Source organism: Lagierella sp. ICN-221743 (assembly GCF_037890055.1).
In the GTDB taxonomy this organism is placed as follows: Bacteria; Bacillota; Clostridia; order Tissierellales; family Peptoniphilaceae; genus Mediannikoviicoccus.
In genome coordinates, this window is the sequence record NZ_JBBKBD010000003.1 from 25209 (window position 1) to 50970 (window position 25762).

Sequence of the window (25762 nt, forward strand, 5' to 3'; positions counted from 1 at the left end):
TGAAGGTTCCCTATTTATCTTATTGAACTGTTCCAACTATCTCTTATAAATTTTATTATGTCCCTGTCGGTTCGTTTAGGATAGTCATAACCTAAAATTTCTCCAACCTCAAGACCTGCCTTTCTAAATAGCATGCATGCATTAAAAAGCGCCGTCCAAAGCGAGTCTGTTTTTGGAGTGGGATAAACTTCCATAAACTTTTCGTAGTGATCTTTTTCAAGATATGTTTTAAATGACTTAAAGCTTGGTCCAATGTTTACTGCAAAATCATATTTAGAACCGATATAGTAACAGGTCATTAAATTTAGTTCATGTCTTAATTTGTCGAATAGTATTGAGGCATAAAATAAATCGGATCTATTAATTGCCTTTGTTATTGACACTGCCTTAATAAAAAATTCATTACAGCATTGTAAAAATTCTTTTTGCGTTGGTTTTAGCTGTCTATACTTTGCATCGGTAATTTTTGCATTTGCAACAAGAGAACTATCTTTGTCAATATGAACCTTACACAAACTGTCGATGTTGATGTAAGACTGTAAATCTGTGCTTTTCATAAATGTGAAGTCCACTTTCGTAATATCTGGAAGTATTACAATATACCTTAATACATTTCCAAAGTGGTTGTTCATCATGTTTAGGCCTTGCTTTTTATGAAATATTACACCATCTTCAATAAGCTCTTGAAAAGCCTCCAACAGAGCAATCTCGTTAAGATCCTTTACTCCAATTATTATTTTAAAATCCGGCATGTCATCTTGTCTTAGTGAAAGATTCATTCTTCTACCGGTTTCTAAAAGTGCTGTTAAGTTTTTATCTCCAAGAACTACACGCATCACGTAGCTCATTAAATTTTCTTTATTCATAATCACACCTTTTTCATTTAGCTATCTTTATTTTAAATGATAAGCACAATTTAATCAAATTAAAAAAGTATTATGATTATTGATATTTCAAAGGAGATAACGATAAAAACCTTTGTGTTTTTTATTGTTATTTGAATAGATTAGAAGGTTACATGAACCTTTCTATTCTACAAAATTATTTTTCAATAAATTGGGTTTTATGATACAGCATTGAATTTATTTGTTATTTTCTCGTTGATTTTTTCAATTTAGTTTAATATCTTAAGGCTTATGTGATATAATAGTTTCAATTTCAATTAAAATGAGGGGAGAAAAATGAAAAAGTTAAAAAAGAATTTTACGGTTCTCTTAGGTGTACTTATTTTTATTAATTTTTTATTCACTTTTTCTAACGCTGTGGAGGTTGAAACCGACGGAGTGTTTAGAGTTGGAATGGAAGTTAATTATGCACCTTTCAATTGGACCCAAGTAACGGAAGAAAATGGCGCTTATGAAGTTGTAAATAGCCCAGGAGAGTTTGCAAACGGATATGACGTGGAAATGGCAAAGCGAATTGCCGACGGACTTGGTTTGAAACTTGAAATTGTAAAGATTGAGTGGGACGGTCTTATTCCTGCACTACAATCTGGAAAGATTGACGCAATAATTGCAGGTATGTCACCTACTGAAGAAAGAAAAAAGGAAATAGACTTTTCTTCAAACTATTACACTTCTGATTTAGTAATTGTAATAAAGAAAGGTTCTCCATATGAAGGAGCAAAATCTTTAAAAGATTTAAAGGGCGCAAAGATATCAGGACAGTTAAATACATTTCACTATGATGTAATCGATCAAATTGAAGGGGTTAATAAGCAAGAGCCTATGGATACCTTCTCTACTTTGATATTAAATACAAAGACATCAAAGATTGATGGATATGTTTCTGAAAGGCCAGGAGCGCTGTCTGCAGTAACTGCAAATAAAGACCTTACCTTTATAGACTTTGAAGACGGTCAAGGTTTTGAAGTAGATCCAGAAGATACTTCAATTGCTGTTGGTCTTAGAAAAAACACAACTCTTACTGACGATGTAAATGAAGTTCTTGATAGTATCTCTGACGATGAAAGGCAGGAGATAATGGCTGAAAAAGTTAAGTTACAAACTTCCGAAGGCACAGAGAAGGAAACTTCCTTCTGGGAAGATGTAACTTATATTTGGAATAACTACAAACCACTATTCTTCAAAGGGATTGGTATTACACTTGCCCTTGCATCAGTGGCAACTACAATAGGTTTTTTAATTGGACTAATAGTTGCCACAATAAAGAGCCTAAAGGTTTCTAAGGACGACAAAGTTAAGTATGTATTAAAGAAGATAGTTGATTTTATTTTATCTTGCTACATCGAGGTATTTAGATCAACACCGATGATGGTTCAAGCAATTCTATTCTTCTATGGACTACCATATTTGTTTAACATTCATACCGATGCAACACTAACTGCATTTGTCGTTGTTTCCATAAACACCGGTGCTTACCTATCTGAAGTTGTGCGTGGTGGAATAAACTCCATTGACTCTGGCCAAAGCGAAGGCTGTAAGGCCCTTGGTATGACCCATGGTCAAACAATGAGATATGTAGTACTTCCACAAGCTATTAAAAATATTATTCCTTCCATAGGTAACGAGCTTGTTGTAAACATAAAGGATACTGCCGTTCTTTCAGTAATCTCTGTAACAGAGCTATTCTTTATGGCAAGATCCGTGTCAGGAACTACTAACAAATACTTCCAAACATATGTAATCGTACTTATAATTTACTTTGTAATTACTTTTGCAATGACAAGACTAATAAGATTAATTGAATATAGATTATTCAAGCAATCTACATTTAAAATTTCATCAGTTACCGGAGGTGAAAATTAATGAGTACAATATTAGAATTAAAACATTTGAAAAAGAACTTTGGCGAAATCGAAGTTTTAAAGGATGTTAATTTAAAAATAGAAAAAGGCGAAGTAGCTTCCATAATCGGTCCGTCCGGTTCTGGTAAGTCCACAATGCTAAGATGTATAAATCTACTTGAAGAGCCTACCGGTGGCGAAATCCTATATCACGACAAGTCCATTCTTACTAAGGGATACGACCTATGTCAATACAGAAGCAAGGTTGGTATGGTGTTTCAAAGTTTTAACCTGTTTGAAAATATGACGGTACTTGAAAACTGTATCATCGCACAGGTAAAGGTTCATGGAATTAACAGAGATGAAGCATCAAAGACTGCACTAAAATATCTTGAATCCGTTGGAATGTTAGATAGAAAGGATGCAAAGCCTTCGCAGCTTTCCGGTGGACAAAAACAGAGAGTTGCAATTGCAAGGGCACTATGTATGAATCCTGAAGTGCTTTTGTTTGACGAACCAACATCTGCCCTAGATCCACAACTTGTAGGTGAAGTTTTAGAAGTTATGACGGATTTAGCTAAATCTGGAATGACCATGATTGTAGTTACCCACGAAATGGACTTTGCCAGGGATGTCTCAAACAGAGTATGCTTTATGGACAAGGGTGTAATCGTAGAAGAAAACAACCCACATGAACTTTTTGAAAATCCAAAGGAAGATAGAACAAAAGAGTTCTTACAAAGATTTATAAAATAGGAGGAATATGAGTAATTTCATACTTTTTGATTTAGATGGAACTATAACCGACTCCGGGGAAGGAATTAAAAACGCAATTAGATATTCAATTAAAGAGCTAGGGCTTAAGGACCAAAGTGACGAAGTGCTTAACACTTTTATTGGTCCTCCACTTAGTGACTCTTATAAGAGAGTCTTTTCGCTAAATGACGAGGAAGCTAAAGAGGCAGTTGACACATATAGAGTTTACTATAGTGACAAGGGCAAGTTTGAAAACAGACTATACGACGGAATTGAAGATGTTTTTAAAAAGCTTAAAGAAGATAACAATCACCTTCTTGTTGCAACTTCAAAACCAGAAGTCTTTGCAATAGAAATTTTAAAACACTTTGATGTTTTCAAATACTTCGACCATATTGCTGGAGCAACTCTTGATGGCAAAATTAGTCACAAGACCGACGTTATAAGATATTGTTTAGATAATTACGATTGTGAAATTTCCAAAACCTATATGGTTGGTGATAGAAACTACGACATCAACGGAGGCAAGCACTGGGGCCTTAAGACCATCGGTGTGAGCTATGGCTTTGGCGATAGAAAAGAACTTGAAGAATCAGGCGCTGATTATGTAGTTGATAGTCCAATTGAAATTCTTGATATTTTTAAATAAAAATAAGGGGAGAGACTCCCCTTAATAATATACTTCTATTAAATATAATCCCGCCGCTGATGTGGTAGGTCCAGCCGACGTTCTGTCGGCTTTTTTTATTGCATTTTCAAGCCAGACCAAGTCCCTCTTGCCCCTTCCAACTTCGTGAAGTGTTCCAACAATTATTCTAACCATATTTCTTAAAAAGGACTCCGCCTTTATGTCGAAGATAAAGTCATCTCCATCTTGAACTATATCAAGGCTATCTATGGTCCTCATTGTATTTATGGGTTCGTCAGGTTTTGAATTGGTAAAGGACTGAAAGTCGTGGTGACCTACAAGGAGCTTTGCCCCCTCCCTCATCTTCTTTAAGTCGAGACTGTGAATCGTATTTCCTTTATAGTTTCGATACATTGGATGCATTAGCCTGTCGGTATTTAAAATATATCTGTAGTGCTTTCCCTTTGCAGAAAACCTTGAATGAAAATAGTCATCCACTTCTTCAACATTTGTAATAAGTATTTCATCCTCTGTTAAAAACGAATTTAGTCCACGTCTAATATTGTCCTCTGTATAGTTATCAGCAACTTGGAAGTTAAAGACCTGCCCATAGGCGTGAACTCCCTTGTCAGTGCGTCCCGCTGTGGCAAGTCTAACATCTCTATGCATAACCTTATCTATGGCCCTTAGTATGCTTCCTTCTACAGTTCTATATCCATCTTGTTTTTGCCAGCCATAATAGTTTGTACCATCATAGGCTACGGTTATCTTCATATTCTTCATATAAAAATCCTTTGAAGAATGTATAGTCCTAAGAACAGTGTTATACATCCCATTGTTATATAATCTTTTCTGTCGTAGTAAAGCTCATTTAGTCTCGTCCTACCCTCTCCACCATGATAGCATCTTGCCTCCATGGCAGTCGCAAGTTCATCGGCCCTCTTAAATGAATTTATAAAAAGAGGAACTAGAAGTGGAACTAAATTTTTTGCTCTTTTGATTATATTTCCCGATTCAAAGTCTGCACCCCTTGCGGCTTGAGACTTCATTATCTTCGTTGCTTCTTCAAATAGTGTTGGAATAAATCTAAGGGCAATTGTCATCATCATTGCCAGTTGATGGCTTGGAAAACCGATTTTTGAAAGCGGCTTCATTATGGATTCAAGACCATCCGTAAGTGCAATAGGCGATGTGGTTAAAGTTAGTAGAGAACTTGATGTAACTAGAAAAATTAGTCTTAGTGCCATAAAGCTTGCAAATTCTATCCCCTGTCTTGTTATATTAAATATCCAAAACTTAAATACCACCTCTCCCGGTGTTGCAATTATATTTATGAAAAATGTCAAAAGGATTATAAACCTCAGAGACTTTATGCCATTTAAAAGTAACCTTGCGGGGATTTTTGAATTCTTAATCACAAGAAGAAGTACAAGGGCCAGCGGAATATACATGTATAAGTCCTTAACTATAAATATTGAAACTAAAAAAATTGTCAGCCCATATATCTTAACCCTTGGATCAAGTCTGTGAACGAAAGAATTTCCTGGAAAATATTGACCTAATGTAATATCTTTTAACATTTAGACCTCCTAAGATACTCTTTCAAAACCAACTCTGCCTCTTCAACCGTAAGCACATCAGTAGGTATGTCCATTCCTTTTTCCCTTAACTTAATCATAAGCTCTGTAATTTGAGGAACATCAAGACCAATTTGCCTTAGCTCTTCATGTCTTGAAAAGATTTCCTTTGGCTTGCCATCCATAAGAATCTCGCCATGCTCCAAAACTACAATTCTATTTACAAGTCTTGCAATCTCTTCCATGCTATGGGACACAAGTATGATGGTCATGTTTTCTTCTTGGTATAGTTTATTTATGTTATTTAAGATTTCATCTCTACCCTTTGGATCAAGGCCCGCTGTTGGTTCATCTAGCACCAAGAACTTTGGTTTCATTGCAAGTACTCCTGCAATGGCGGCCCTTCTCTTTTGACCACCTGACACATCAAAGGGAGAAACTTCTTTTACCCTTTCAAAGTCAAGGTCAACCATTTCACATGCCCATTTGACTCTCTCATCAATTTCATCTTCACTGAATCCAAGGTTTCCCGGTCCAAAGGCAATGTCTTTATAAATCGTCTCTTCGAACAGTTGGTACTCTGGATATTGAAACACGAGGCCCACATTCTTTCTAATATTCCTCTTGTTCTGTCCATCTTCCTTAGTATTTATACCATCTACGATAACATCTCCAGAAGTTGGAAGGCTTAGTGCGTTTAGATGTTGAACCAATGTAGATTTGCCAGAACCAGTGTGTCCAATAACACCGATAAATTCATTTTCTCTAATATTAAGATTAATATTTCTCAGTGCCACCTTTTCAAAGGCGTTACCTTGATTGTAAATATGTGAAACATCTTTTAATTCTATTTCCATAACGCCTCCACCATCTCTTCTACAGAAAGTATGTCTTTTGGAATATCAAAACCATCTTGATTAAGCCTATATGCAAGCTCTGTAACCTGTGGAACATCTAGACCATTTGACTTTATGGTTTCAAACTCTGAAAAAACTTCCCTAGGCTTTCCCTGCATTACGATTTCCCCTTCGTTTAGAACAATAACCCTATCCGCAAGTATGGCCTCGTCCATAAAGTGAGTTATAAGGACAATGGTCCTTCCCCTTTCATTTAACTTTAGCATTGTGTCGACAATCTCTTTTCGTCCTATTGGATCAAGCATGGCCGTCGGCTCGTCCATCAGCAGGCAATCTGGATCCATAGCAAGAATTCCTGCAATGGCTATTCTTTGCTTTTGTCCTCCCGACAATAATGAAGGGGAATGTCTCTTGTAGTCACTCATCTCAACTATTTCAAGGGCTTCATCAACTCTGTGTCTAAGCTCTGGCATTGGTACTCCAAGGTTCTCTGGACCAAAGGCAACGTCCTCTTCAACTATTGTTGCAACTATTTGGTTGTCAGGATTTTGAAACACCATGCCACATGTCTTTCTTATTTCAAGAAGATGATCTTCATCTGTGGTCTTAAGTCCCTTTACTCTTATTTCGCCTTCCGTTGGCGCCATCTGTCCATTTATAAGTTTTGCCAAGGTGGATTTTCCTGAGCCATTATGTCCAAGAATTGCAACAAACTCTCCCTTTTTAACTTCTAAGTTTATATCTTTAAGGGTAAGTTTTTTCGCCTCATCCTCGTACTTAAAGCTCAGGTCCTTCACCTCAATTAAAATATCATCCATTCATTCTTCCTTAAGCGTATTTTGCTCTCTCTCCACCTATTAACTTCGGTCTAACCCTTGCCCCTGCAACTGTTGTCTCTCCAATTTTGTTTGGATTAAGTCTAACAGGCACACAAACATGTTTCATATGCATCCCTATCATGGTTTGCCCTATGTCCATGCCATAATCCGCCTTTATAAACTCTACACATACGGGGTCTTTCATAAGTTTATACACTTCTGTTGAAAAAGATCCGCCAGCTTTCTTTTGAGGAACTACTGAAACAATTTCAAAACCATACTTTAATGCACATTCTCTTTCAACTACCAAAGCTCTATTTATATGTTCACAGCACTGTGCCGCTAAATAGAGATTATTTTGTGATGTTAGTTCAAGCATAGTTAATGCCACAGTATGTCCCACATCTAAGTTTGAGTTTGTTCCTATTCTTGAGCCTACAATTTCACTTGAAGAACAACCTACAACTAAAATTTTTCCATCTTCAAACTTGCTTTGCTCTTTTAGTGATTCAAATGCATCGGTTAATTGTTGTTTTAAATTATCCATTTTTTCCTCCTCATTCCAAACTCTCTTAATAATATTACGATAAAAAAGCCGAGCACAAGGCCCGGCATTTTATTCTTCTACAGTTTCAGCTTCTTCTAATTCAGTCACTTCTGCAACTGGATTATCTTCTTCAGCCATACCTTCGTAGTCAATTTTTATTGAATTGTATAACTTAACACCTGTACCGGCAGGAATAAGTTGACCAATTATTACATTTTCCTTTAGTCCCAATAGATTGTCTTCCTTGCCCTTGATTGAAGCTTCTGTAAGAACTCTTGTAGTCTCTTGGAAACTTGCTGCTGACAAGAATGATTCTGTTGCAAGAGATGCCTTTGTAATACCAAGAAGTATTCTTGATGCTTCTGCAGGCTCTTTGCCTTCCTCTTCAAGTCTTTCGTTTTCAATTTCGAAATCTCTTAGATTAACCATTGACCCTTCAAGGAATTCTGAATCGTTAGCCTTTTCTATTTTAACTTTAGAAAGCATTTGTTTTATTATAATCTCAACGTGTTTATCATCTATATCAACACCTTGTAGACGATAAACTTTTTGAACTTCCTTGATTATATAGTCTTGAACACCTTCAGTACCTTTAACATCCAGAATGTCATGAGGATTTACAGAACCTTCTGTTAGTAAGTCTCCAGCTTTAATAAAGTCGCCTTCCTTTACTTTTATTCTAGCTCCGTAAGGAATATTGTATATTTTTTCCTCTCCGTCTTCTCCAGATACTAAAATGTCATGACGTTTTTTGTTATCCAATATGGAAACTTTACCGTCTATTTCAGTTATATAAGCAAGTCCCTTTGGCTTTCTAGCTTCGAAAAGCTCTTCAACTCTCGGAAGACCTTGAGTTATTCCAACTCCTGCGATACCACCAGAGTGGAAAGTTCTCATTGTAAGCTGAGTTCCCGGTTCACCAATGGATTGAGCTGCAATTATACCTACGGCTTCTCCAACATTAACAGGCTTTCCTGTTGCAAGGTTTCTACCGTAACACTTAGCACAAACTCCATGTTTACACTTACATCCAAGAACAGATCTTACCTTTACTTCTTTTATGCCTGACTGCCTTATCTTTTCAGCCAAGTCTTCAGTTATAATTTCGTTCTTTTGAACGATTAACTCTCCAGTTTCAAGGTTTAAAATATCTTCAAATGCAGTTCTACCTGTAATTCTTGACGCCATGTCTTCGATAAGTTCCTTGCCTTCCATAAAGTCTTTTGCAACGATATATCTATCGGTTCCACAGTCGTCTTCTCTTACTATAATATCTTGAGATACGTCTACTAGACGTCTTGTCAAATATCCTGAGTCTGCGGTTCTTAAGGCAGTATCTGATAGACCCTTTCTAGACCCGTGAGTTGATATAAAGAACTCTTGTACTGAAAGACCTTCCCTAAAGTTTGCCTTTATAGGAATTTCGATTGTCTTACCTGATGCTGAAGACATAAGCCCTCTCATACCTGCCAACTGACGAATTTGGTTAGTTGAACCTCTGGCTCCTGATGTAGCCATGATCGCAAGGTTGTTTCTAGGATCTAGGTCCTTTAAAAGTGCTTCTGTAACTTCATCAGTAGTCTTGTTCCAAATATCTACAACGAAATCATGTCTTTCTTCTTCTGATACAAGACCTTTTCTTAAAAGTTTTTCATATTTATTTACTTCAACGTCTGCCTTCGCAAGGATTTCATCCTTTTCTCCCGGTACAACTACGTCAGACATTGAAATTGTAATTGCTGCTATTGTTGAGTATTTGTATCCTGTTGCTTTGATATAGTCAAGAAGTCTTGCAGTTTCAATATTGCCATGCTTTCTAAAGCATCTGTCAATTATATTTCCTAAAGTCTTCTTGTCTACAATTTTATCAATTTCAAGTGAATATGGATCTGACTCTCTATCCACATATCCTAGGTCTTGAGGAATACCACTGTTGAATATAAATCTACCAACAGTTGACTTAACTAGCTTCCCTCTATCATTTTCACCCTTTTTAACTCTTACTTTAACAACTGTGTGCATGTGGATAATCTTGCTTTCATAAGCTCTAATCATCTCATCATAGTCACTGTAACATCTTACTTCATCTTCTTCATCACCATCATATGTCAAGTAGTAAGCTCCAAGTACCATGTCCTGTGAAGGAGTAGTAATTGGCTTACCATCCTTTGGTGCCAGTATATTGTTAGTTGACATCATAAGAAGTCTTGCTTCTGCTTGAGCTTCCACTGAAAGTGGTAAGTGAACCGCCATTTGGTCACCGTCGAAGTCGGCGTTATATGCAGTACATGCCAGTGGGTGAAGCTTAATAGCCTTCCCTTCTACAAGAACTGGTTCAAATGCTTGAATACCAAGTCTGTGAAGAGTCGGCGCTCTGTTTAGAAGTACAGGGTGGTCCTTGATAACTTCTTCAAGAATATCCCAAACTTCGTCGCTTTCCCTTTCTACCATCTTCTTTGCGTTTTTGATATTATGTGCTATGTCTTTAACTACAAGCTCTCGCATTACGAAAGGCTTAAATAGTTCAAGTGCCATCTTCTTTGGTAGACCACATTGATAGAATTTCAAACTTGGACCAACAACTATTACAGAACGTCCTGAATAGTCAACACGTTTACCAAGTAAGTTTTGTCTAAATCTACCTGTCTTTCCTTTAAGCATGTCAGAAAGTGATTTTAATGGTCTATTTCCAGGTCCTGTTACAGGTTTACCCCTTCTACCATTATCTATTAGAGCATCTACCGCCTCTTGAAGCATTCTCTTTTCATTTCTTACGATAATGTCAGGTGCTCCAATGTCCAGTAGTCTCTTTAATCTATTATTTCTATTTATAACTCTTCTATAAAGGTCATTTAGGTCTGAAGTTGCAAATCTTCCACCTTCAAGTTGAACCATCGGTCTTAAATCCGGTGGAATTACTGGAATTACATCAAGAATCATCCATGAAGGGTCGTTTCCTGATTCTAAGAATGCATCAACAACTTCAAGTCTTCTAAGAATTCTAACCTTCTTTTGTCCTGTTGCATCTTCTAGTTCTTCCTTTAAGTCTTCGTACTCCTTATTAAGGTCTACATTTAAAAGAAGTTCCTTAACAGCTTCCGCTCCCATGCCAGCTCTGAAGTCCACACCTTCTGTGTATCTTTCACAAGCTTCCATATATTCATACTCTGTTAAAAGCTGTTTGTTATACATATCGGTGTCCTTTGCATCAATTACAACATATGATGCAAAGTAAAGAATTTTTTCAAGGGCTCTTGGACTCATATCAAGTAAAAGTCCCATTCTTGAAGGAATTCCCTTAAAGTACCAAATATGTGAAACCGGAGCAGCAAGCTCTATATGGCCCATCCTCTCACGTCTAACCTTGGACTTGGTAACTTCAACTCCACACTTTTCGCAGACAACGCCTTTATATCTCACTCTTTTATACTTTCCGCAGTTACATTCCCAGTCCTTTGTAGGTCCAAAAATCTTTTCGCAGAAAAGTCCTTCTTTTTCCGGTTTTAAAGTTCTATAGTTTATTGTTTCAGGTTTCTTAACTTCTCCATAAGACCACTGCCTAATCTTTTCTGGAGAGGAAAGACCTATTTTCATTGAGTCAAAAGTAATTAATTCTTCCAAAGAGTATCTCCCTTCTTAACTCAGTTCTAATTGTCTTCGTCTTTTTCTATAACGGAAAATCCTAATTCGTCGGTTTTATTAGACTCTTCAAAATCATTTATAATTTGTTCGCCCTTTTCATATTCCACAGAATTAAAATCCAATACATCGTCAATATTTTCCTTGATTTCTACTTCCTCGTGACTATTGTCAAGTAGTTTTACATCAAGAGCAAGAGATTGTAATTCCTTTATAAGCACCTTGAATGACTCAGGGATACCTGGTTCAGGAATATTTTCTCCTTTGACAATTGCTTCATATGTCTTAACACGGCCAATAACGTCATCTGATTTAACCGTTAAGATCTCTTGAAGGGTATGAGAAGCTCCATAGGCCTCAAGAGCCCAAACTTCCATCTCTCCAAATCTTTGTCCACCGAACTGTGCCTTACCACCAAGTGGTTGTTGTGTAACAAGTGAGTATGGCCCTGTTGAACGAGCGTGAATCTTCTCGTCAACCAAGTGGTGAAGTTTCAACATATACATATATCCTACGGTTACAGGGTTTTCAAAAGGCTCACCTGTTCTACCGTCTCTAACTCTTAGTTTTCCATTTGTAGGATAACCCGCTTCGCTAAGCGCATCTAGGATGTCTTGGTCAGATGCCCCATCAAATACTGGTGTTGCAACCTTCCATCCAAGCTTTTTAGCAGCCAGGCCTAAATGAACTTCAAGTACCTGTCCAAGGTTCATTCTTGAAGGTACCCCAAGTGGATTTAACACTATTTGAATTGGAGTTCCATCATCAAGATATGGCATGTCTTCAACTGGTAATACTCTGGATACAACACCTTTATTACCATGACGACCACACATCTTGTCCCCAACTTGTATCTTTCTCTTTGTAGCTACATAAACTCTTACAACCTGATTAACTCCTGGTGAAAGTTCGTCGCCATTTGCTCTTGTATAAACTTTTACGTCAACAACTATTCCAGTTTCACCATGAGGTACTCTTAAAGAAGTATCTCTAACTTCCCTAGCCTTTTCACCAAAGATTGCCCTTAGTAGTCTTTCTTCTGCAGATAGTTCAGTTTCTCCCTTTGGAGTAACCTTACCAACTAAAATATCTCCACTGGTAACTTCTGCACCGATACGAATAATTCCCCTATCATCAAGGTTCTTTCTCATATCTTCTCCAACATTTGGAATATCTTTGGTTATTTCTTCAGGTCCAAGTTTAGTTTCCCTCGCTTCACTTTCGTGTTCTTCAATGTGAAGAGAAGTCAATACATCATCTATAACAAGTTTTTCATTTAATAACATGGCGTCCTCGAAGTTATATCCTTCCCATGTCATAAATGCAATTAATATATTTTTACCAAGTGCTATTTCCCCATGCTCTGTACTAGGACCGTCGGCAATAATATCTCCCGCCTTAACAACTTGATCCTTCTTAACAATAGGTCTTTGATTTAAAGTTGTGCCTTGGTTTGATCTTTTGAATTTTAAAACTTTGTAGTATTCTACTTTTTTGTCTTCGTCTCTAGTTATTTGAATTTCATCACTAGAAACTTTAGTTACAACTCCATCTGACTTTGCAACTATAACAACGCCTGAGTCCTTTGCAGCTCTATGCTCTATGCCTGTTCCAATAACTGGAGCTTCAGTCTTTAATAGAGGAACTGCTTGCCTTTGCATGTTAGAACCCATTAGAGCTCTAGTAGCGTCGTCGTTTTCCAAGAAAGGAATCATAGCTGTACCAACGGATACAATTTGTTGCGGACTTACGTCCATGTAGTCAACTGTATCTCTAGGGTAAATATCATTTTCTCCATTGTAACCACGGCCTAAAACCCTCTCGTTTACAAGATATCCATCTTCATCAATGGGTTCATTTGCTTGAACGATGATGTGAAGGTCTTCTTGGTCCGCTGTTAGCTTATGAATTTCGTCAGTAACTCTACCATTCACTACCTTTCTATATGGAGTTAGAATAAATCCATATTCATTAAGGCTTGCATAGGTAGTCATAGAAGTTATAAGTCCAATGTTTGGTCCTTCTGGAGTCTCAATCGGACAAATTCTACCATAGTGAGAGTCGTGAACGTCTCTTACATCAGCCCCTGCTCTATCCCTTGAAAGACCACCAGGTCCAAGCGCAGACATTCTTCTCTTATGAGTTAGCTCTGCAAGCGGATTTGTTTGGTCCATGAATTGAGAAAGCTGTGATGAACCAAAGAACTCTTTAATAGAAGCTACTACTGGTCTAATGTTAATAAGCGCTTGAGGAGTTGCAAGGTCTGGATCTTGTGTAGACATTCTCTCCTTAACCACTCTTTCCATTCTTGAAAGACCAATTCTAAATTGATTTTGTAATAGCTCGCCAACTGCTCTAACCCTTCTATTTCCAAGATGATCTATGTCATCAACACTACCAACGCCTTGGAATAGATTAAATTCATATGATATACTTGCAAGAATATCATTTAGAGTTATGTGCATTGGAGAAAGTTCTTTTACAGACTCTTTTATTGCATTATATATATCTTCATCAGTTTCATTTTCTTCCAAAATTTGTTTCATCTTAGGATAATAAACTTTTTCAGAAAGTCTTAAATCTGAAACATCAACACTAAGATCAAAGGCATCAAGGCTTACAAACCTGTTACTAATAACTCTAACAGTTTCTTCACCGGCCTTTATGTCAAGGTAGTAAATACCTGCATTTTCAATTTCTTCAGCAAGTTCAGAAGTTATAAAGTCACCTTCAGATCCAAGAATTTCTCCAGTCTCTTCATTAACCACATCAGTAGCCAAGTAGTGACCTGTAACTCTATCAACAAGTGAAAGTTTTTTATTATATTTATATCTACCAACCTTTGCCAAATCATATCTTCTTGGGTCGAAGAACATGTTGTTGATTAAAGGCTCAGCAGATTCAAGAGATGCAGGATCTCCCGGTTTAAGCTTTCTGTAAATTTCAAGAATTGCTTCCTCTCTAGTCTTGGAAGATTCCTTTTCCAAAGTTACATTAAGCTCCTTAGTATCACCTAAAGCTTCTATCATCTCTTCATCAGTAGGGTAAATTAAAGCCCTTAACAAAGTGGTTACAGGAAGTTTTCTCGTCCTGTCTATCCTTACACTAATCACTCCGTTAGAATCAGTATCATATTCCAACCAAGCACCTCTGTTAGGTATTACAGTTGATGAAAATAGCTTATTACCTGACTTGTCAATCTCTTGAGCATAGTATACCCCTGGAGATCTTACAAGCTGGCTGACAATAACCCTTTCGGCACCATTAATAATAAAAGTACCACTATCTGTCATCATAGGGAAATCTCCCATGAATACCTCTTGTTCCTTTACCTCTCCCGTGTCCTTATTAATAAGCCTTACCTTCGCCTTTAAAGGACAAGAATAGTTTGCGTCCCTATCCTTAGCTTCTTGTTGGGAATACTTTGGAGTATCTTCCAAATAATAGTCAACAAATTCAAGTACAAGAGAACCTGCATAGTCAGAAATAGGACTTATATCGTCGAAAACTTCTCTAAGCCCTTCTTCTAAAAACCAATTGTAACTGTCCTTTTGTACTGCTATTAAATTTGGAAGATCTTGAACTTTTTGAATACGAGAGTACGTAACTCTTTCAGTAGTTCCATACTGTTCTTTGTGCATTAGCGATCCACCTCTCTATGATTAAAAAGACCGATAAGTATGTGAAATATAAAAATATAGCATACTTATCCATTTTCCAATATTACATTCTAGTATTGTAACATAAAAGTATATGAAAATCAACAATAATATTATTAAATTATTATATCACACCAAGCCACATGTAGCGATAATTTCAAACAATTAATTTTTTTCCTACATTATTATAATAAGAGTTTTGAATGTAAGTAAAAATAAAACACATGGACCACTATAGTCAATGTGTTTTTATTTAGAGCAAATCTACTTTATTTTTATTCATCTACAATATAATTCTTGTTCTCATTTTTGAAAATGTCTTCAAGTTCTTTTATATTATCAAGGCTTTTTGCGTGATATCTTGCGAAAGACCTTGCCGAAGAGTTAGAGATGCTATACCTAATTCTTTTTTATTTTTCCACCTTTGGCTTGCTTTTCTTTGATACTCTGATGTCTAGAAATCTTTCTCTATAAAGTCATCCCTTTACTGTACTTTTTTTATTTTTGATATACTTGTATTGGGTTGTAAGGGGTAAGGTTTATATAAGCCCTAACTCCCTTAGAGTTATTAGAAGTGCCAAGATTTGGGCTATCAGTTTAATCATTGCAGTGATTAACTCGATATATTGCGTCCATTTTTTGGGACTTCTTTTTTATTACATGATTTACTTCAAGAGTATTAATCCTCTTTTAACTTAGTCTTCCAATGTTCTTTGTAAATCTTCAATTATTTCTTTTATTTCTTCTGTTTTTTCTTCTTCGTTTTTGTTATTGTTGGCTGTTTTTAAATTTTTTATTAGTTGCCTTAGAAACCCGTTAAATTGCTTATCTGTCATTCCATTTTCTTCCATTTTTTCACCTCACTAAATTTTTTTAATTTTTTGATCTAATTTAAGTATAGCCTATTATTATGATTTTACGAAATTATATTCACCTCCAAAAAGCGAATAAAAAATATTATTGTTATAACTCTTTACTCAGCTTTCATAAACTCCTCGAAATCATAGCCCCTACACTCTAGTTCGTTTTTTATAGAATCAATTACATATGTATATCCAGCCACAACTCCTTTGCCAAACTCATCATTAGCTTCAAGTTCTTCTTCATATTCATATTTTCTAATAATAATATTAGCGATTATCGCCTTTAAAGTATCCTCTGACCATTGCCAACCAATTTTAGATTTCATAACTCCTCCCCAAAAAAGTACCAAATAATTTTTCAATCTCTAATCTCTTTTCCCAATTCTGTAGTCTATTAGCAAAAAATTTATAATTATTTTATTGGTCTCCCTTCTTTAAACGCCTTAATGCCTTCTTCTAATGTCATCCTCATAGCACCGCCATCTATATTGTATTCACCAGAATTTTCCCAGTCACAATTTTCGCATATATCAAATATACCAACAGGTTTCCCACATACAGGACATTTAATCGTATCTTCATCTATCATTATGTTTTTTGAATTATCTTTCATGCCCATCAACTCCGTTTCAAATTTTAAATAAATTTTGTATTGACCTATCTTCGTTAAAATTTAACTCCAAAAAATTTTTATAAACCTTTTTTGTGCATTAATTCTAAAAACTGTTTATCATTAATTCTTATCGCTTTTGGTATTGGTTCTTTGTTTAAACAAAATCGTTTTATTAAATAATCTTTTACCTTCATTTCTTCATCAATAAGATAAACATTTAATTCTTCCGGGAAGTCTTTGAATTCGTTTTTTATTGCTAAATCTAAAAATCCTATCCCTATACGTGATATATCAATTATTTCATCAGTTTCACAATCAACCGCCACATGGGATGTATAATAATGTTTGTCTATTTCCGAATACTCATCATCATAATAGTATGTTAGATTTTCTTTTTCTTCAAAATCTATTTTGAACTCATCAGGGTCAAAAGGATCAGATACCATCCAGTTATTTACCATATGCTTTTTGATCATGTTTATCTCCTAAATAATAATTTTAACTCTATAATTCTATTATACCCTTTTGAATGCTATTAATTTTTCTCTCAGATAACCTTCTATAAGGCATATCTGCTCATTAAAAATTAAGTTGCTATGCTTTTTTAACTCGACTTTTCAGAGATAATCCTATCCAAATCTTCATCAGAGTATTTCTTTTCAGAAATCTCTTTTTCTTCTGTTTTAACTTCTTCAGTTTTAACTTCGTCTTTTGTTTCTATATTTTTTCCATATCTTCCTCCATAATTTATACTTACAATGCTTAAGATTCCATGTTAGTTTTTAGTCGTAAATGCTTGGACTTTGGTGGAACGAACCTATACGACCATAAGGCCCTAACTGTTTAGCAAACAGCCCTCTTCAACACTTGAGTAATATTCCAAATAAAAATAGATAGTTTATAGACTTATCCAGGTCTTATCTTCTTCCTAAAGACGTGAAATTCCTTATATCTTCACACGATTGTCTCACGATTAGCCACGATTATTAAGTTCTAATATGTCTCCGTCTTTATCCAAGTGAATATTAACCACTTGTTTATATACAACCATATATATTTCTCTCTTGTCTCCATCTAATGTAAATTCATAATAGTATGCACCTTTTACTGGTGTACTCATTAAACACTTACTGTTTTGTAATGTTTTACAGCTCCATACAGTAAATACATCATCTATTTGTATCTTCTCATCTATATCTGTTCGTTCATTCTCAAATAGCTTTACATTCTCTTTACATATTTCTATAAATCTTTCATGTTTCATTTGTTTACTCCTAATTTATTGCATTAAAAAAGCACCTATATTTCTATAAGTGCTAATCGTTATATTGTTGTTTGTCTTTTTTTCTTCCATATTTCAATTAATTCTTCATTTGTAGGTTTAATAGCTTCTGGTATAGGCTCTTTATCTATACAAAATCTTTTTATTAAGTAGTCCTTTACTTTCATGTTTTCATTTACAAGGTATACGTTTAATTCTTCCGGAAAATCTTTAAACTCACATTCTATAGCTGAGTCTAAATATCCTATTCCTATATCAGATACGTCTACCACTTCTCCATTTTCTTCTTTAGTGTGATAGTCATAGTAGTGTTTACCTAGTTTTGGCAATATATCAAAGTATCCATAAAATATTTCATCATCCACATTAAAATCTAAAACAAATACTGTTCCTGGGTCTGTAGGGTCATGGTCATTCAACATCCATGAATTCACTAACATCTTTTTTATCATTTTCTTTACCCCTTTCAATAAGGTTTTGTAACTTCTCATGATTGTCTAGTATATACGTTGATGCTACTTCTCCATTTCTTATAAAGACTGCTACAGGTTCACTATCTTCATATTCTTTATATACACACCATGCTTCAATTCTCTTTTTGTCTTGTGTTGGAAATCCACCATCTGGGCCTATTAAAGTTTCAAGTGACCTAGGTATTAATCCTTCTTCTATCTCTTCTAGGTGTCTATCACTTACGTGTTCTTTTATTCTAGGTGTTATTAGTATCTTTCCATAATATGTTTCTAGTTTTTTGCCTACATATTCACCATAATATTTTTCAAACTCTTCATTTAACTGTTTACGAAGTTCTTTTTCTCTTTCGGGTAATATTTGAGTATATCTCTATTTTTTTATTATTGTCAAGCTTTTCTTTATCTTTATTATCTTGCTCTAAACAGCTATTAGATTTTACAAAATCTTCAGTATTTCTAGTTCTTAATCTATTATTGCTATTATATGCAATATTCTTATAATCTTTATATTTATTTTGTTATAAATCTATAGGTTCTTCTTTTACACTTATTACTACGTCCTCTTTTAATTTTTCAGAAATTTTTACTGCCTAAATTTTTCTTATGCATCTCAATTTAATCTTCTATTACTTTATTATTCTAGTTTTATTTGTTCTTATTTTTCATGTTAAAATCATTTCTTCAAAATAAAAGACGATTAGATTTTTAAATTTCTAATCGCCTTGTTACTAAAAAAATAAATCCATGTTTATTAATTCGCTTAATCTATTTTCGATTTCTTTTTTTATCATATCTATTGTTTTATATTTAGCTGCAATAGTACTTTGCTTTTCTGAAAATATCTCTCCAAACACATCATATGGAATTGGTATCATCTCATCTTCTATCATACTTGGTGTGAGTTTTGTAAATTCATTTTTTCCTTTTAGACCCTTTCTTCCTTTGTTTTTGCTTCTAAGAATTGGCTCTATAATATTTTTTACATAATCAAGATTAATATTTTCTATTTTTGGAATAAATACAACTCTGTCTGCATTTGTAGAAAATTTCTCATCTAAAACTGTTAAAACTCCAGCAATACCATTTATTGATGATGTTAAGAATCTTCCATCATAATCATAGTCATTTCTGTACCCCAAAGGATTATTATTATCTGCTGAATATACTGGATATTCTCCCTTATTATTTTTGCAATAAGTTTTTGTATAAATCGACTTACCTCTTTGTATATCAAATAAGTCCCTAACCCTTATATATATATATATGGAGTTTCGCCATCGAACTGAACATTTGATAGCGTAAAAGGAAGACCCTTTTCTAAAATAGATTTTTTCATTTCTTCAATAGCTTTATACTTGCTTACAATTTGGTTTTGTTTTTCTAAATCGAATGTTCCATCTTTATTTATAGGAATGTTAATTTCTATATCTTCAATCATATTTATATAAAGCTTAGTATATTCATTTTTTTCATCTTCTCCTAAGCGACCTTTTCTATTATTTCTGAATATCGGCTCTATAACAAATTTCAAAAATTCTGGATTTAAAAAATCTCTATATTCCTCTTTTATTATTAGTGGACGAACTTTTTCACTTAAACTAAATTTCCCCTTTCTGTAAAAAACATAACCAGCAAAACCATCTATATTATAAGTTAGACAGTCGTTAAAATATTTGACTTTTGTTTCTTGGGTTTTATTATTACTTTTTTCTTTTATTATTGCATTATCTACTACATATCCATAAGATGGTTTTTCATTTTCTTTACTTGCTCCATATACCGGAATATCTCCACTATTATTTTTTATAAAAGTTTTTGTAAAGTTTGAAGCATTAGAAGCTATAGATAAATCAAATATATCTTTGATTTTTATTTTTTTACTTTTAGATAACTCAGTAGCCATAAAATCAACTTGAACATCTTTGAAGTAATCTAACTTTTCTTTAAGTTCTTTCTTCTTTTCGTCTACAATTTCATATTTTTTTACTACTTCTTTTTGTTTTTCTATATCATAGTTACCATTTTTATCTATTGGTACTGTAACCTCTAAATCTTTAATCCTTGACCAAGTAATAGATGGAACGTCTCCTTTTTTTACATTATCAAAAAATAATTTTTGTAAAGTCCATTTAAAGTAATCTATTACAATATTTTCATCCTTAGGAAATAGTATTGCTCTATGACCACCTACATTATATTTACCACTAAGAATTTTAATTGTAGCTGCATTTTCACCATCCGTTGTGTAAGTTAATAATGGTTCATCATAATCATAGGTATTTATAAAACCAAAAGATCCAATAGTTGTACCAGTATAAACCTCATATTCACCTTTATTAGCATTACAATATTTCTTCGTATAGTTGCTGTTTCCTCTTTTATTTTTAAAGAGCTTATTTAATTTTACTTCTATATACCTTACTTCAGCCATTCTAATTCCTCCTTGAATTCATTCATTAGAGAAATCATATCATCCAGCAACATTTGAAATTCATCAACAGTAACAACCTTTTTTGCCTTTTTAAGTCCTATCTCAATTTTTTCTTCTTCTGACCAAAAATTCTCTATTATCCAAGATTTATCCTTATCAAAATCTTTTATATCAATTAATTTTAATTTAGGATCTGATTCAATATGAGTTTTTATTAAATCTCTTAGGTTGTTTTTATCTTCTTTTCTATAGAAATTGTATTTGGCAACGGCTTCTTTTAAATCATTATCCTCTATGTCAAACCTATATACATCAAGACTTTCTCCTATACTCGTTGCAATATAAGTAAATACAGGATAATCTTGTTTTTTATTGTCTTCTTTTTCTCGTTCTGTTGCTTTTCTAACTGTCAATATATAAGTCTTTTTAGGTGTGTTGAAAAACGCTCCTACTGGTAGGGAAATTATTGCTTCTATAAAGAAATTGTTTATCATATATTCTTTTAATTTAGAGTTAGCATAGTTTGAAAATATACCATCAGGCAATACAACATTTGCAGTTCCCCCTGGTTTTAGTGATTTTAAAATCCATTCTAAAAACAAGCTTTCGACACCAGCACCATTTAAATTGTAATATCCAGTAGCTTTTGCTTCTTCCATCATTACTTTGCTTTGATAATACGGAGGGTTTGCAAGTATTAAATCATATTTATTTTCTTCTAACTCTCTTAATGTTCCAAGCATTGTTTGGTGTAGGTAATAAGAATCATTCAGCAGGCTTTGAGATATAGTTTTAACATCTTGCAAGGAGTTGTTTTTCTTAAAAAGTTCAGAAAAATATATAAGCATATTAGCCTTAGCAAGTATTATTGTTAAGTCATCTCTTTCAGACATCATCTTATCGTAGCCAATTATTTCAATTCGTTTTTCTAGTTTTTTCTTTTTATAGATAAAGTATTCGGAAATTTTATCTTCTATTGCTTCTAAGATAAATTTTCCAACCCCACAAGCTGGGTCGCATATTGACATTCCCTCATATATATCAACCATCTCAATCATTTCGTTTACAATCTTTAATGGTGTGAAAAACTGTCCCATATTTGATTTTTCATCACTATGTTTCATGAATGTTTCAAATAGTTTCGACTTGAAATCTGTACTTATATGAATGAATTTTCCATTTTCTTTTTCGTAGTTTTCAAACTCTAGAACCACTTCTTTAAATATTTTATCTTTGTTGTCGGGGCTTACATATTGATTATATTCATCTTTTTTAACATGAAAAACTTGACCATTTATAATGCTTGTACCGTCTTCTCCCTCTGGAAATAGAGTCTTCATAGTTTCTCTTGGGCCATCTAAGTATTTGCCCAATACTTTTGCATCATTTATACTTGGGTCTATTTTTTTATATTCTTCCTTGTACATATTTGCAATATAAGAAAATGAACTATCTCCACTTAATACTCCAATATCTGATAAATATTTGAATAAAAATAATTCAACAAAAGTATATAGAGACATTTTTACTGAAGCAAAAGTCAAATTTACTAATTTTCTATTTATTTTTACTGCCAAATCTGTTGGATCTAAAAATTCTTTTTTTAGTATCTGATCAGACTCATCATTTATTGATATTAGTATATCATTTATTAACTTAGCAACTTCTTTGCCATTTTCTTTTGGTTTGATTTCTAAATTAATTAAATTATTATTTTCATCAATAATTGGATTGCCAGTTTTAGGATTGATCCAAATATATGAACTTCCGTCACTAACTACATATATTTTTGCATTTATTGCTTTTGCAACATAAAGTTCTTGATTTATTGCGTCCTTTATATCTTTTTCACTTTTTAGCTTGCTCGGTCTTTTTTGCTCAACATAGATTATTACATTTTTTTCACTATCAATTATTAATACATCAGGTTTTTTTGAACCGATTTTTTTATTTACTGAATATTCTTTAATGATTGATGATTTCATTAAATTATTAATTGTAGTTGCACCTAAGCTTAAACACTCATATTTATCTAAAATAGTTGTATTGTTGCTATATATTTCATTTTGTATCATCTGTTCAGATTTGCCCATTCTAGTTATTCTCCTTAAAATTTTAGTATTTAATAACATATTCCTTATATTTAATCCCATATTAGCATAGACAAATTAAAAAAATCAATTTATTCATAAAAAGAGTCCGATAATAAATCAAACTCTTCTCCCAAATTTTTCTAAATTCATTTCCTATCTTCACCAAAAATATTTCCATTTTTCATATCAATAAACACAGCAACCATTATTGACACTAGAGCTCCCACTATTGCTCCAACGCCTGGGGTTAATACAAACATACAAACCACTGTTATTCCCAATGTGTAAAGTGGTTTTAGTCCAATGGTCTTACCTAGTATTATCGGTTGAAGTATTTGTGTTAATACAAATGTTATTAGATAAAGCACTATTAATGTCACTGCCAAATGTGTGTTGCCTTGTATTAAAACTATTATTGCCCATGGTATCAAAACTATTCCTGCACCTAGTACTGGTAACACATCTACCACTGCTATGGCAAAGGCTATTAGTCCATAGTATGAAACATTTGCATATTTAAGTCCAAATAATAAAACTATAAAGTTTATTAATGACGAGATGACTATTGCTTTAATATACTTTACAATTCCAACTCCTGTTCGTCCTAAAAATTCTCTTAAAAAATTTCTATCCATTTTCTCACCTTCCTTTTTTATATATACCCATTAAAAAAAGAGCCACTTGATATAAATGGCTCTTTTTTATGCTTCAATTTTTAAATCTCTTTTAATTTTTAAAAGCACCCATACCAGTCCTACTGACAATAATATATGGCCTATTCCTGCAAAGCCTGCAAGCATTGGTATTGAAACCAAATCATTTCCTGCACCAATAACATCGTATATTCCATAAACCATCATATTGCAAACTGAAAGAATAATTCCTGCAACATAAATTTTAAATGGTTTAAAAATATTTTTCGTTATGTCTTCTTGGCTTCTAGAAATTAAGAAAAGTAATATTGTAACTACAAATCCTAAAACTATTGTATGCACGTGAACTTTTCCCAGATGTGTGTTTCCCGTAAATAAATTATATTTTGTAAATTCTCTATAGAAAACACCTCCTGCAAATCCCATTATTAAAAAGGTTAATGACATGTCATATAGGCTTTTAAGATTAAACTCTCTACTATAGTGTCTGAAACATTCAAGTATTAAAAGTACATAGGCTATTGTCTTTGGCATCATAAGCGCGCCAACTGCTGGGACTTTGTCTGCAAATAGGACTACTGGAATGTAAAATAAAAAGCTTAGTAAGATCCATAAATAACTCTTTTTTAGTCCATCAATATTTCTCTTTTTATATGTCCACATTATTAATAGTATGCCCATAATTAAAAATGGAATATTTCTTACAATGCCCATATTGTAATTTCCTTCTCCACCCCAATTATTTTGCGGAAGAAGTAATAAAATAATTCTTGCAACAGCTAGCACAAATATTGTAATTTTCTTTTTTGAATCTCTGTCGCCGCTAAGTTTTCTATAATAAAAATAAAATATTACGTAAAAAACAGTCATTGTTATACCTGTTACAAATTGTCCCCATGACAATGACTTTGCAAACTTTTCAAAACCTCCAGCGCTCATATGTGAAAACACTCTTGGTAATAGATGAAAAGAGTCTCCTATTCCAAGTGTAAGTGCCATTATGCCAACTAAGTTAGATTCTTTATTATCTAAAAATAAAAGCCTAACCCCCATTGCAATTACGATTGTTAAATAAATAATATCAAATAACGATTCAAAAACTGCCATTATATTCCCTCCTTTATCCACTTCATATAAATATTATAGTGGCTTAAAAAATCTTCTTTCGACCAACCTTCTTTAAAATTTCTCTTTATTAAATCATGAACAAGAGCTTTAATAAACTTCATTTTTTCCGTATTAAGTTCGTTAATATTTGAAATTTCATTCTTGTTCACATCCTTCGCCTTGTAATTTTTCCATTTTTCTTCAAACTCTGAGTTCCAGTAGAGATATTTGTTTTTATACAAGTTGTAGGCTTCCTTTGAAAAAATAATTTCTGAAACCATCTGACCATATTCTTCTAATGCCTTCAAGACATCAAAGTTATTTTCTTTTAACAACTTTAGAAACAACTTGTGCACATCAATTGTCTCCATGTCCAAAATAAAGAAGTATGAGTCTTCCAAGTCTTCAAAGTATTGATAGAAGCTGCCCCTAGCAATTTGAAGTTCTTCAACAATCTCTTTTACATTTGCTTCAAAGATGGTCTTTTGTTCAAAATTTTTCTTCAAAACATCTATGATTTTTCCTCTTTTTTCATCGCTAAGATTATAAAATGTCTTTTTTGGCATAGTTTTTTCCTTCCTTAAAATACAAATACATATATTTAACTCCTGCAGAGAAAAGTGCAACTCCAAGTCCTAAGTAGAATATAAAGATGTACAAATCTCTAACCAGTCCACTCTTTCTTAAAAGAATTCCAAAGGTCATCATAAAGGCCATTATTAAATAACCCTTTTTATCTAAGAACTTCCAAAACTTTACTTGATTATGTTCTAAGCTCATAATACGATTTTTATTTTTAGTTGCTAGTGGTGAAAAGATTTTAAAAAAGAATAATCCAAAAACTACTAGAGAAATAGCAAGATAAATAAATTTAAAATCCTTCAATGAATATGCTGATGCTGCTGTTTTTATAACCATGCTACCTGCCATCATCCATACCAGTGCAGCTAATAAAATTAAATTTTTTCTATTCATAACGCCTCCTATGACACTATGTCATTTCGTTTTCATTATATATGA

24 protein-coding genes are annotated in these 25762 nt (G+C 33.5%); 3 read left to right on the forward strand and 21 right to left on the reverse strand.

Annotation, left to right across the window (positions count from 1 at the left end; genetic code table 11):
- Nucleotides 1-14: 14 nt before the first annotated feature.
- Nucleotides 15-866, reverse strand: coding sequence for an aminoglycoside 6-adenylyltransferase (locus WKS98_RS02150; protein WP_498916486.1), 852 nt, complete (start codon nucleotides 864-866; stop codon nucleotides 15-17).
- 315 nt (nucleotides 867-1181) lie between these two features.
- On the opposite strand from WKS98_RS02150, the gene WKS98_RS02155 reads away from it, so the two are divergent.
- Genes WKS98_RS02155 through WKS98_RS02165 form a run of 3 tightly spaced genes read left to right on the forward strand, consistent with a single transcriptional unit; the run spans nucleotide 1182 to nucleotide 4151 of the window.
- The gene (locus WKS98_RS02155; RefSeq protein WP_498916488.1) at nucleotides 1182-2768 is read left to right on the forward strand and encodes an ABC transporter permease subunit; all 1587 of its coding nucleotides are present in this window, start codon (nucleotides 1182-1184) and stop codon (nucleotides 2766-2768) included.
- Complete coding sequence (locus WKS98_RS02160) at nucleotides 2768-3502, forward strand: amino acid ABC transporter ATP-binding protein (RefSeq protein WP_498916490.1); 735 nt, start codon at nucleotides 2768-2770, stop codon at nucleotides 3500-3502. Before WKS98_RS02155 ends, WKS98_RS02160 begins: the two co-directional genes overlap by 1 nt.
- Nucleotides 3503-3509: 7 nt before the next feature.
- Nucleotides 3510-4151: an HAD hydrolase-like protein gene (locus WKS98_RS02165; RefSeq protein WP_498916492.1), complete on the forward strand. Its 642-nt coding sequence runs from the start codon at nucleotides 3510-3512 to the stop codon at nucleotides 4149-4151.
- 21 nt (nucleotides 4152-4172) lie between these two features.
- On the opposite strand, the gene truA is transcribed toward WKS98_RS02165, so the two are convergent.
- The 20 genes from truA to WKS98_RS02265 form a co-directional block, all read right to left on the reverse strand.
- Nucleotides 4173-4913 carry a tRNA pseudouridine(38-40) synthase TruA gene (gene truA / locus WKS98_RS02170; protein ID WP_498916494.1) on the reverse strand — a complete coding sequence of 247 codons (741 nt, stop codon included), beginning with the start codon at nucleotides 4911-4913 and terminating at the stop codon, nucleotides 4173-4175.
- Nucleotides 4910-5710: an energy-coupling factor transporter transmembrane component T family protein gene (locus tag WKS98_RS02175; RefSeq protein ID WP_498916495.1), complete on the reverse strand. Its 801-nt coding sequence runs from the start codon at nucleotides 5708-5710 to the stop codon at nucleotides 4910-4912. The genes truA and WKS98_RS02175 overlap by 4 nt, the downstream gene beginning before the upstream one ends.
- On the reverse strand, nucleotides 5704-6564 hold the full coding sequence (locus WKS98_RS02180; protein WP_498916497.1) for an energy-coupling factor transporter ATPase: 861 nt from the start codon (nucleotides 6562-6564) through the stop codon (nucleotides 5704-5706). Before WKS98_RS02180 ends, WKS98_RS02175 begins: the two co-directional genes overlap by 7 nt.
- Nucleotides 6555-7382 carry an energy-coupling factor transporter ATPase gene (locus WKS98_RS02185; protein ID WP_498916499.1) on the reverse strand — a complete coding sequence of 276 codons (828 nt, stop codon included), beginning with the start codon at nucleotides 7380-7382 and terminating at the stop codon, nucleotides 6555-6557. The genes WKS98_RS02180 and WKS98_RS02185 overlap by 10 nt, the downstream gene beginning before the upstream one ends.
- Nucleotides 7383-7392: 10 nt before the next feature.
- Nucleotides 7393-7929 (reverse strand): TIGR01440 family protein, encoded by a 537-nt coding sequence (locus WKS98_RS02190; protein WP_498916501.1) that lies wholly within the window; start codon nucleotides 7927-7929, stop codon nucleotides 7393-7395.
- A 69-nt stretch (nucleotides 7930-7998) separates the two neighbouring features.
- Nucleotides 7999-11550, reverse strand: coding sequence for a DNA-directed RNA polymerase subunit beta' (gene rpoC, locus WKS98_RS02195; RefSeq protein WP_498916503.1), 3552 nt, complete (start codon nucleotides 11548-11550; stop codon nucleotides 7999-8001).
- Between the two features lie 26 nt (nucleotides 11551-11576).
- Nucleotides 11577-15209 (reverse strand): DNA-directed RNA polymerase subunit beta, encoded by a 3633-nt coding sequence (gene rpoB, locus WKS98_RS02200; protein ID WP_498916504.1) that lies wholly within the window; start codon nucleotides 15207-15209, stop codon nucleotides 11577-11579.
- Nucleotides 15210-15922: 713 nt separating this feature from the next.
- Nucleotides 15923-16078 carry a hypothetical protein gene (locus WKS98_RS02205; protein WP_498916506.1) on the reverse strand — a complete coding sequence of 52 codons (156 nt, stop codon included), beginning with the start codon at nucleotides 16076-16078 and terminating at the stop codon, nucleotides 15923-15925.
- Nucleotides 16079-16200: 122 nt separating this feature from the next.
- Nucleotides 16201-16416 carry a hypothetical protein gene (locus tag WKS98_RS02210; RefSeq protein WP_498916508.1) on the reverse strand — a complete coding sequence of 72 codons (216 nt, stop codon included), beginning with the start codon at nucleotides 16414-16416 and terminating at the stop codon, nucleotides 16201-16203.
- 86 nt (nucleotides 16417-16502) lie between these two features.
- A complete protein-coding gene (locus tag WKS98_RS02215; protein WP_498916509.1) occupies nucleotides 16503-16703 on the reverse strand; it encodes a hypothetical protein in 201 nt (66 codons plus the stop codon).
- A 77-nt stretch (nucleotides 16704-16780) separates the two neighbouring features.
- Nucleotides 16781-17179 carry a hypothetical protein gene (locus WKS98_RS02220; protein ID WP_498916511.1) on the reverse strand — a complete coding sequence of 133 codons (399 nt, stop codon included), beginning with the start codon at nucleotides 17177-17179 and terminating at the stop codon, nucleotides 16781-16783.
- A 497-nt stretch (nucleotides 17180-17676) separates the two neighbouring features.
- Entirely contained in the window at nucleotides 17677-17967 is a 291-nt protein-coding gene (locus WKS98_RS02225) for a DUF6275 family protein (RefSeq protein WP_498916513.1), read from the reverse strand.
- 59 nt (nucleotides 17968-18026) lie between these two features.
- The gene (locus WKS98_RS02230) at nucleotides 18027-18437 is read right to left on the reverse strand and encodes a hypothetical protein (RefSeq protein ID WP_498916515.1); all 411 of its coding nucleotides are present in this window, start codon (nucleotides 18435-18437) and stop codon (nucleotides 18027-18029) included.
- A gap of 749 nt (nucleotides 18438-19186) precedes the next feature.
- Nucleotides 19187-19786, reverse strand: a complete 600-nt coding sequence (locus tag WKS98_RS02235; RefSeq protein WP_498916699.1) for a restriction endonuclease subunit S — start codon at nucleotides 19784-19786, stop codon at nucleotides 19187-19189.
- Nucleotides 19708-20889, reverse strand: a complete 1182-nt coding sequence (locus tag WKS98_RS02240) for a restriction endonuclease subunit S (RefSeq protein WP_498916517.1) — start codon at nucleotides 20887-20889, stop codon at nucleotides 19708-19710. The genes WKS98_RS02235 and WKS98_RS02240 overlap by 79 nt, the downstream gene beginning before the upstream one ends.
- Nucleotides 20877-22982 carry an HsdM family class I SAM-dependent methyltransferase gene (locus tag WKS98_RS02245; RefSeq protein ID WP_498916519.1) on the reverse strand — a complete coding sequence of 702 codons (2106 nt, stop codon included), beginning with the start codon at nucleotides 22980-22982 and terminating at the stop codon, nucleotides 20877-20879. The genes WKS98_RS02240 and WKS98_RS02245 overlap by 13 nt, the downstream gene beginning before the upstream one ends.
- A gap of 146 nt (nucleotides 22983-23128) precedes the next feature.
- On the reverse strand, nucleotides 23129-23617 hold the full coding sequence (locus WKS98_RS02250) for an AI-2E family transporter (protein ID WP_498916521.1): 489 nt from the start codon (nucleotides 23615-23617) through the stop codon (nucleotides 23129-23131).
- A gap of 66 nt (nucleotides 23618-23683) precedes the next feature.
- Nucleotides 23684-24742: a DUF2871 domain-containing protein gene (locus tag WKS98_RS02255; RefSeq protein ID WP_498916523.1), complete on the reverse strand. Its 1059-nt coding sequence runs from the start codon at nucleotides 24740-24742 to the stop codon at nucleotides 23684-23686.
- On the reverse strand, nucleotides 24742-25308 hold the full coding sequence (locus WKS98_RS02260) for a TetR/AcrR family transcriptional regulator (RefSeq protein ID WP_498916525.1): 567 nt from the start codon (nucleotides 25306-25308) through the stop codon (nucleotides 24742-24744). The genes WKS98_RS02255 and WKS98_RS02260 overlap by 1 nt, the downstream gene beginning before the upstream one ends.
- Nucleotides 25286-25717 carry a hypothetical protein gene (locus WKS98_RS02265; RefSeq protein ID WP_498916526.1) on the reverse strand — a complete coding sequence of 144 codons (432 nt, stop codon included), beginning with the start codon at nucleotides 25715-25717 and terminating at the stop codon, nucleotides 25286-25288. The genes WKS98_RS02260 and WKS98_RS02265 overlap by 23 nt, the downstream gene beginning before the upstream one ends.
- Nucleotides 25718-25762 lie beyond the last annotated feature (45 nt).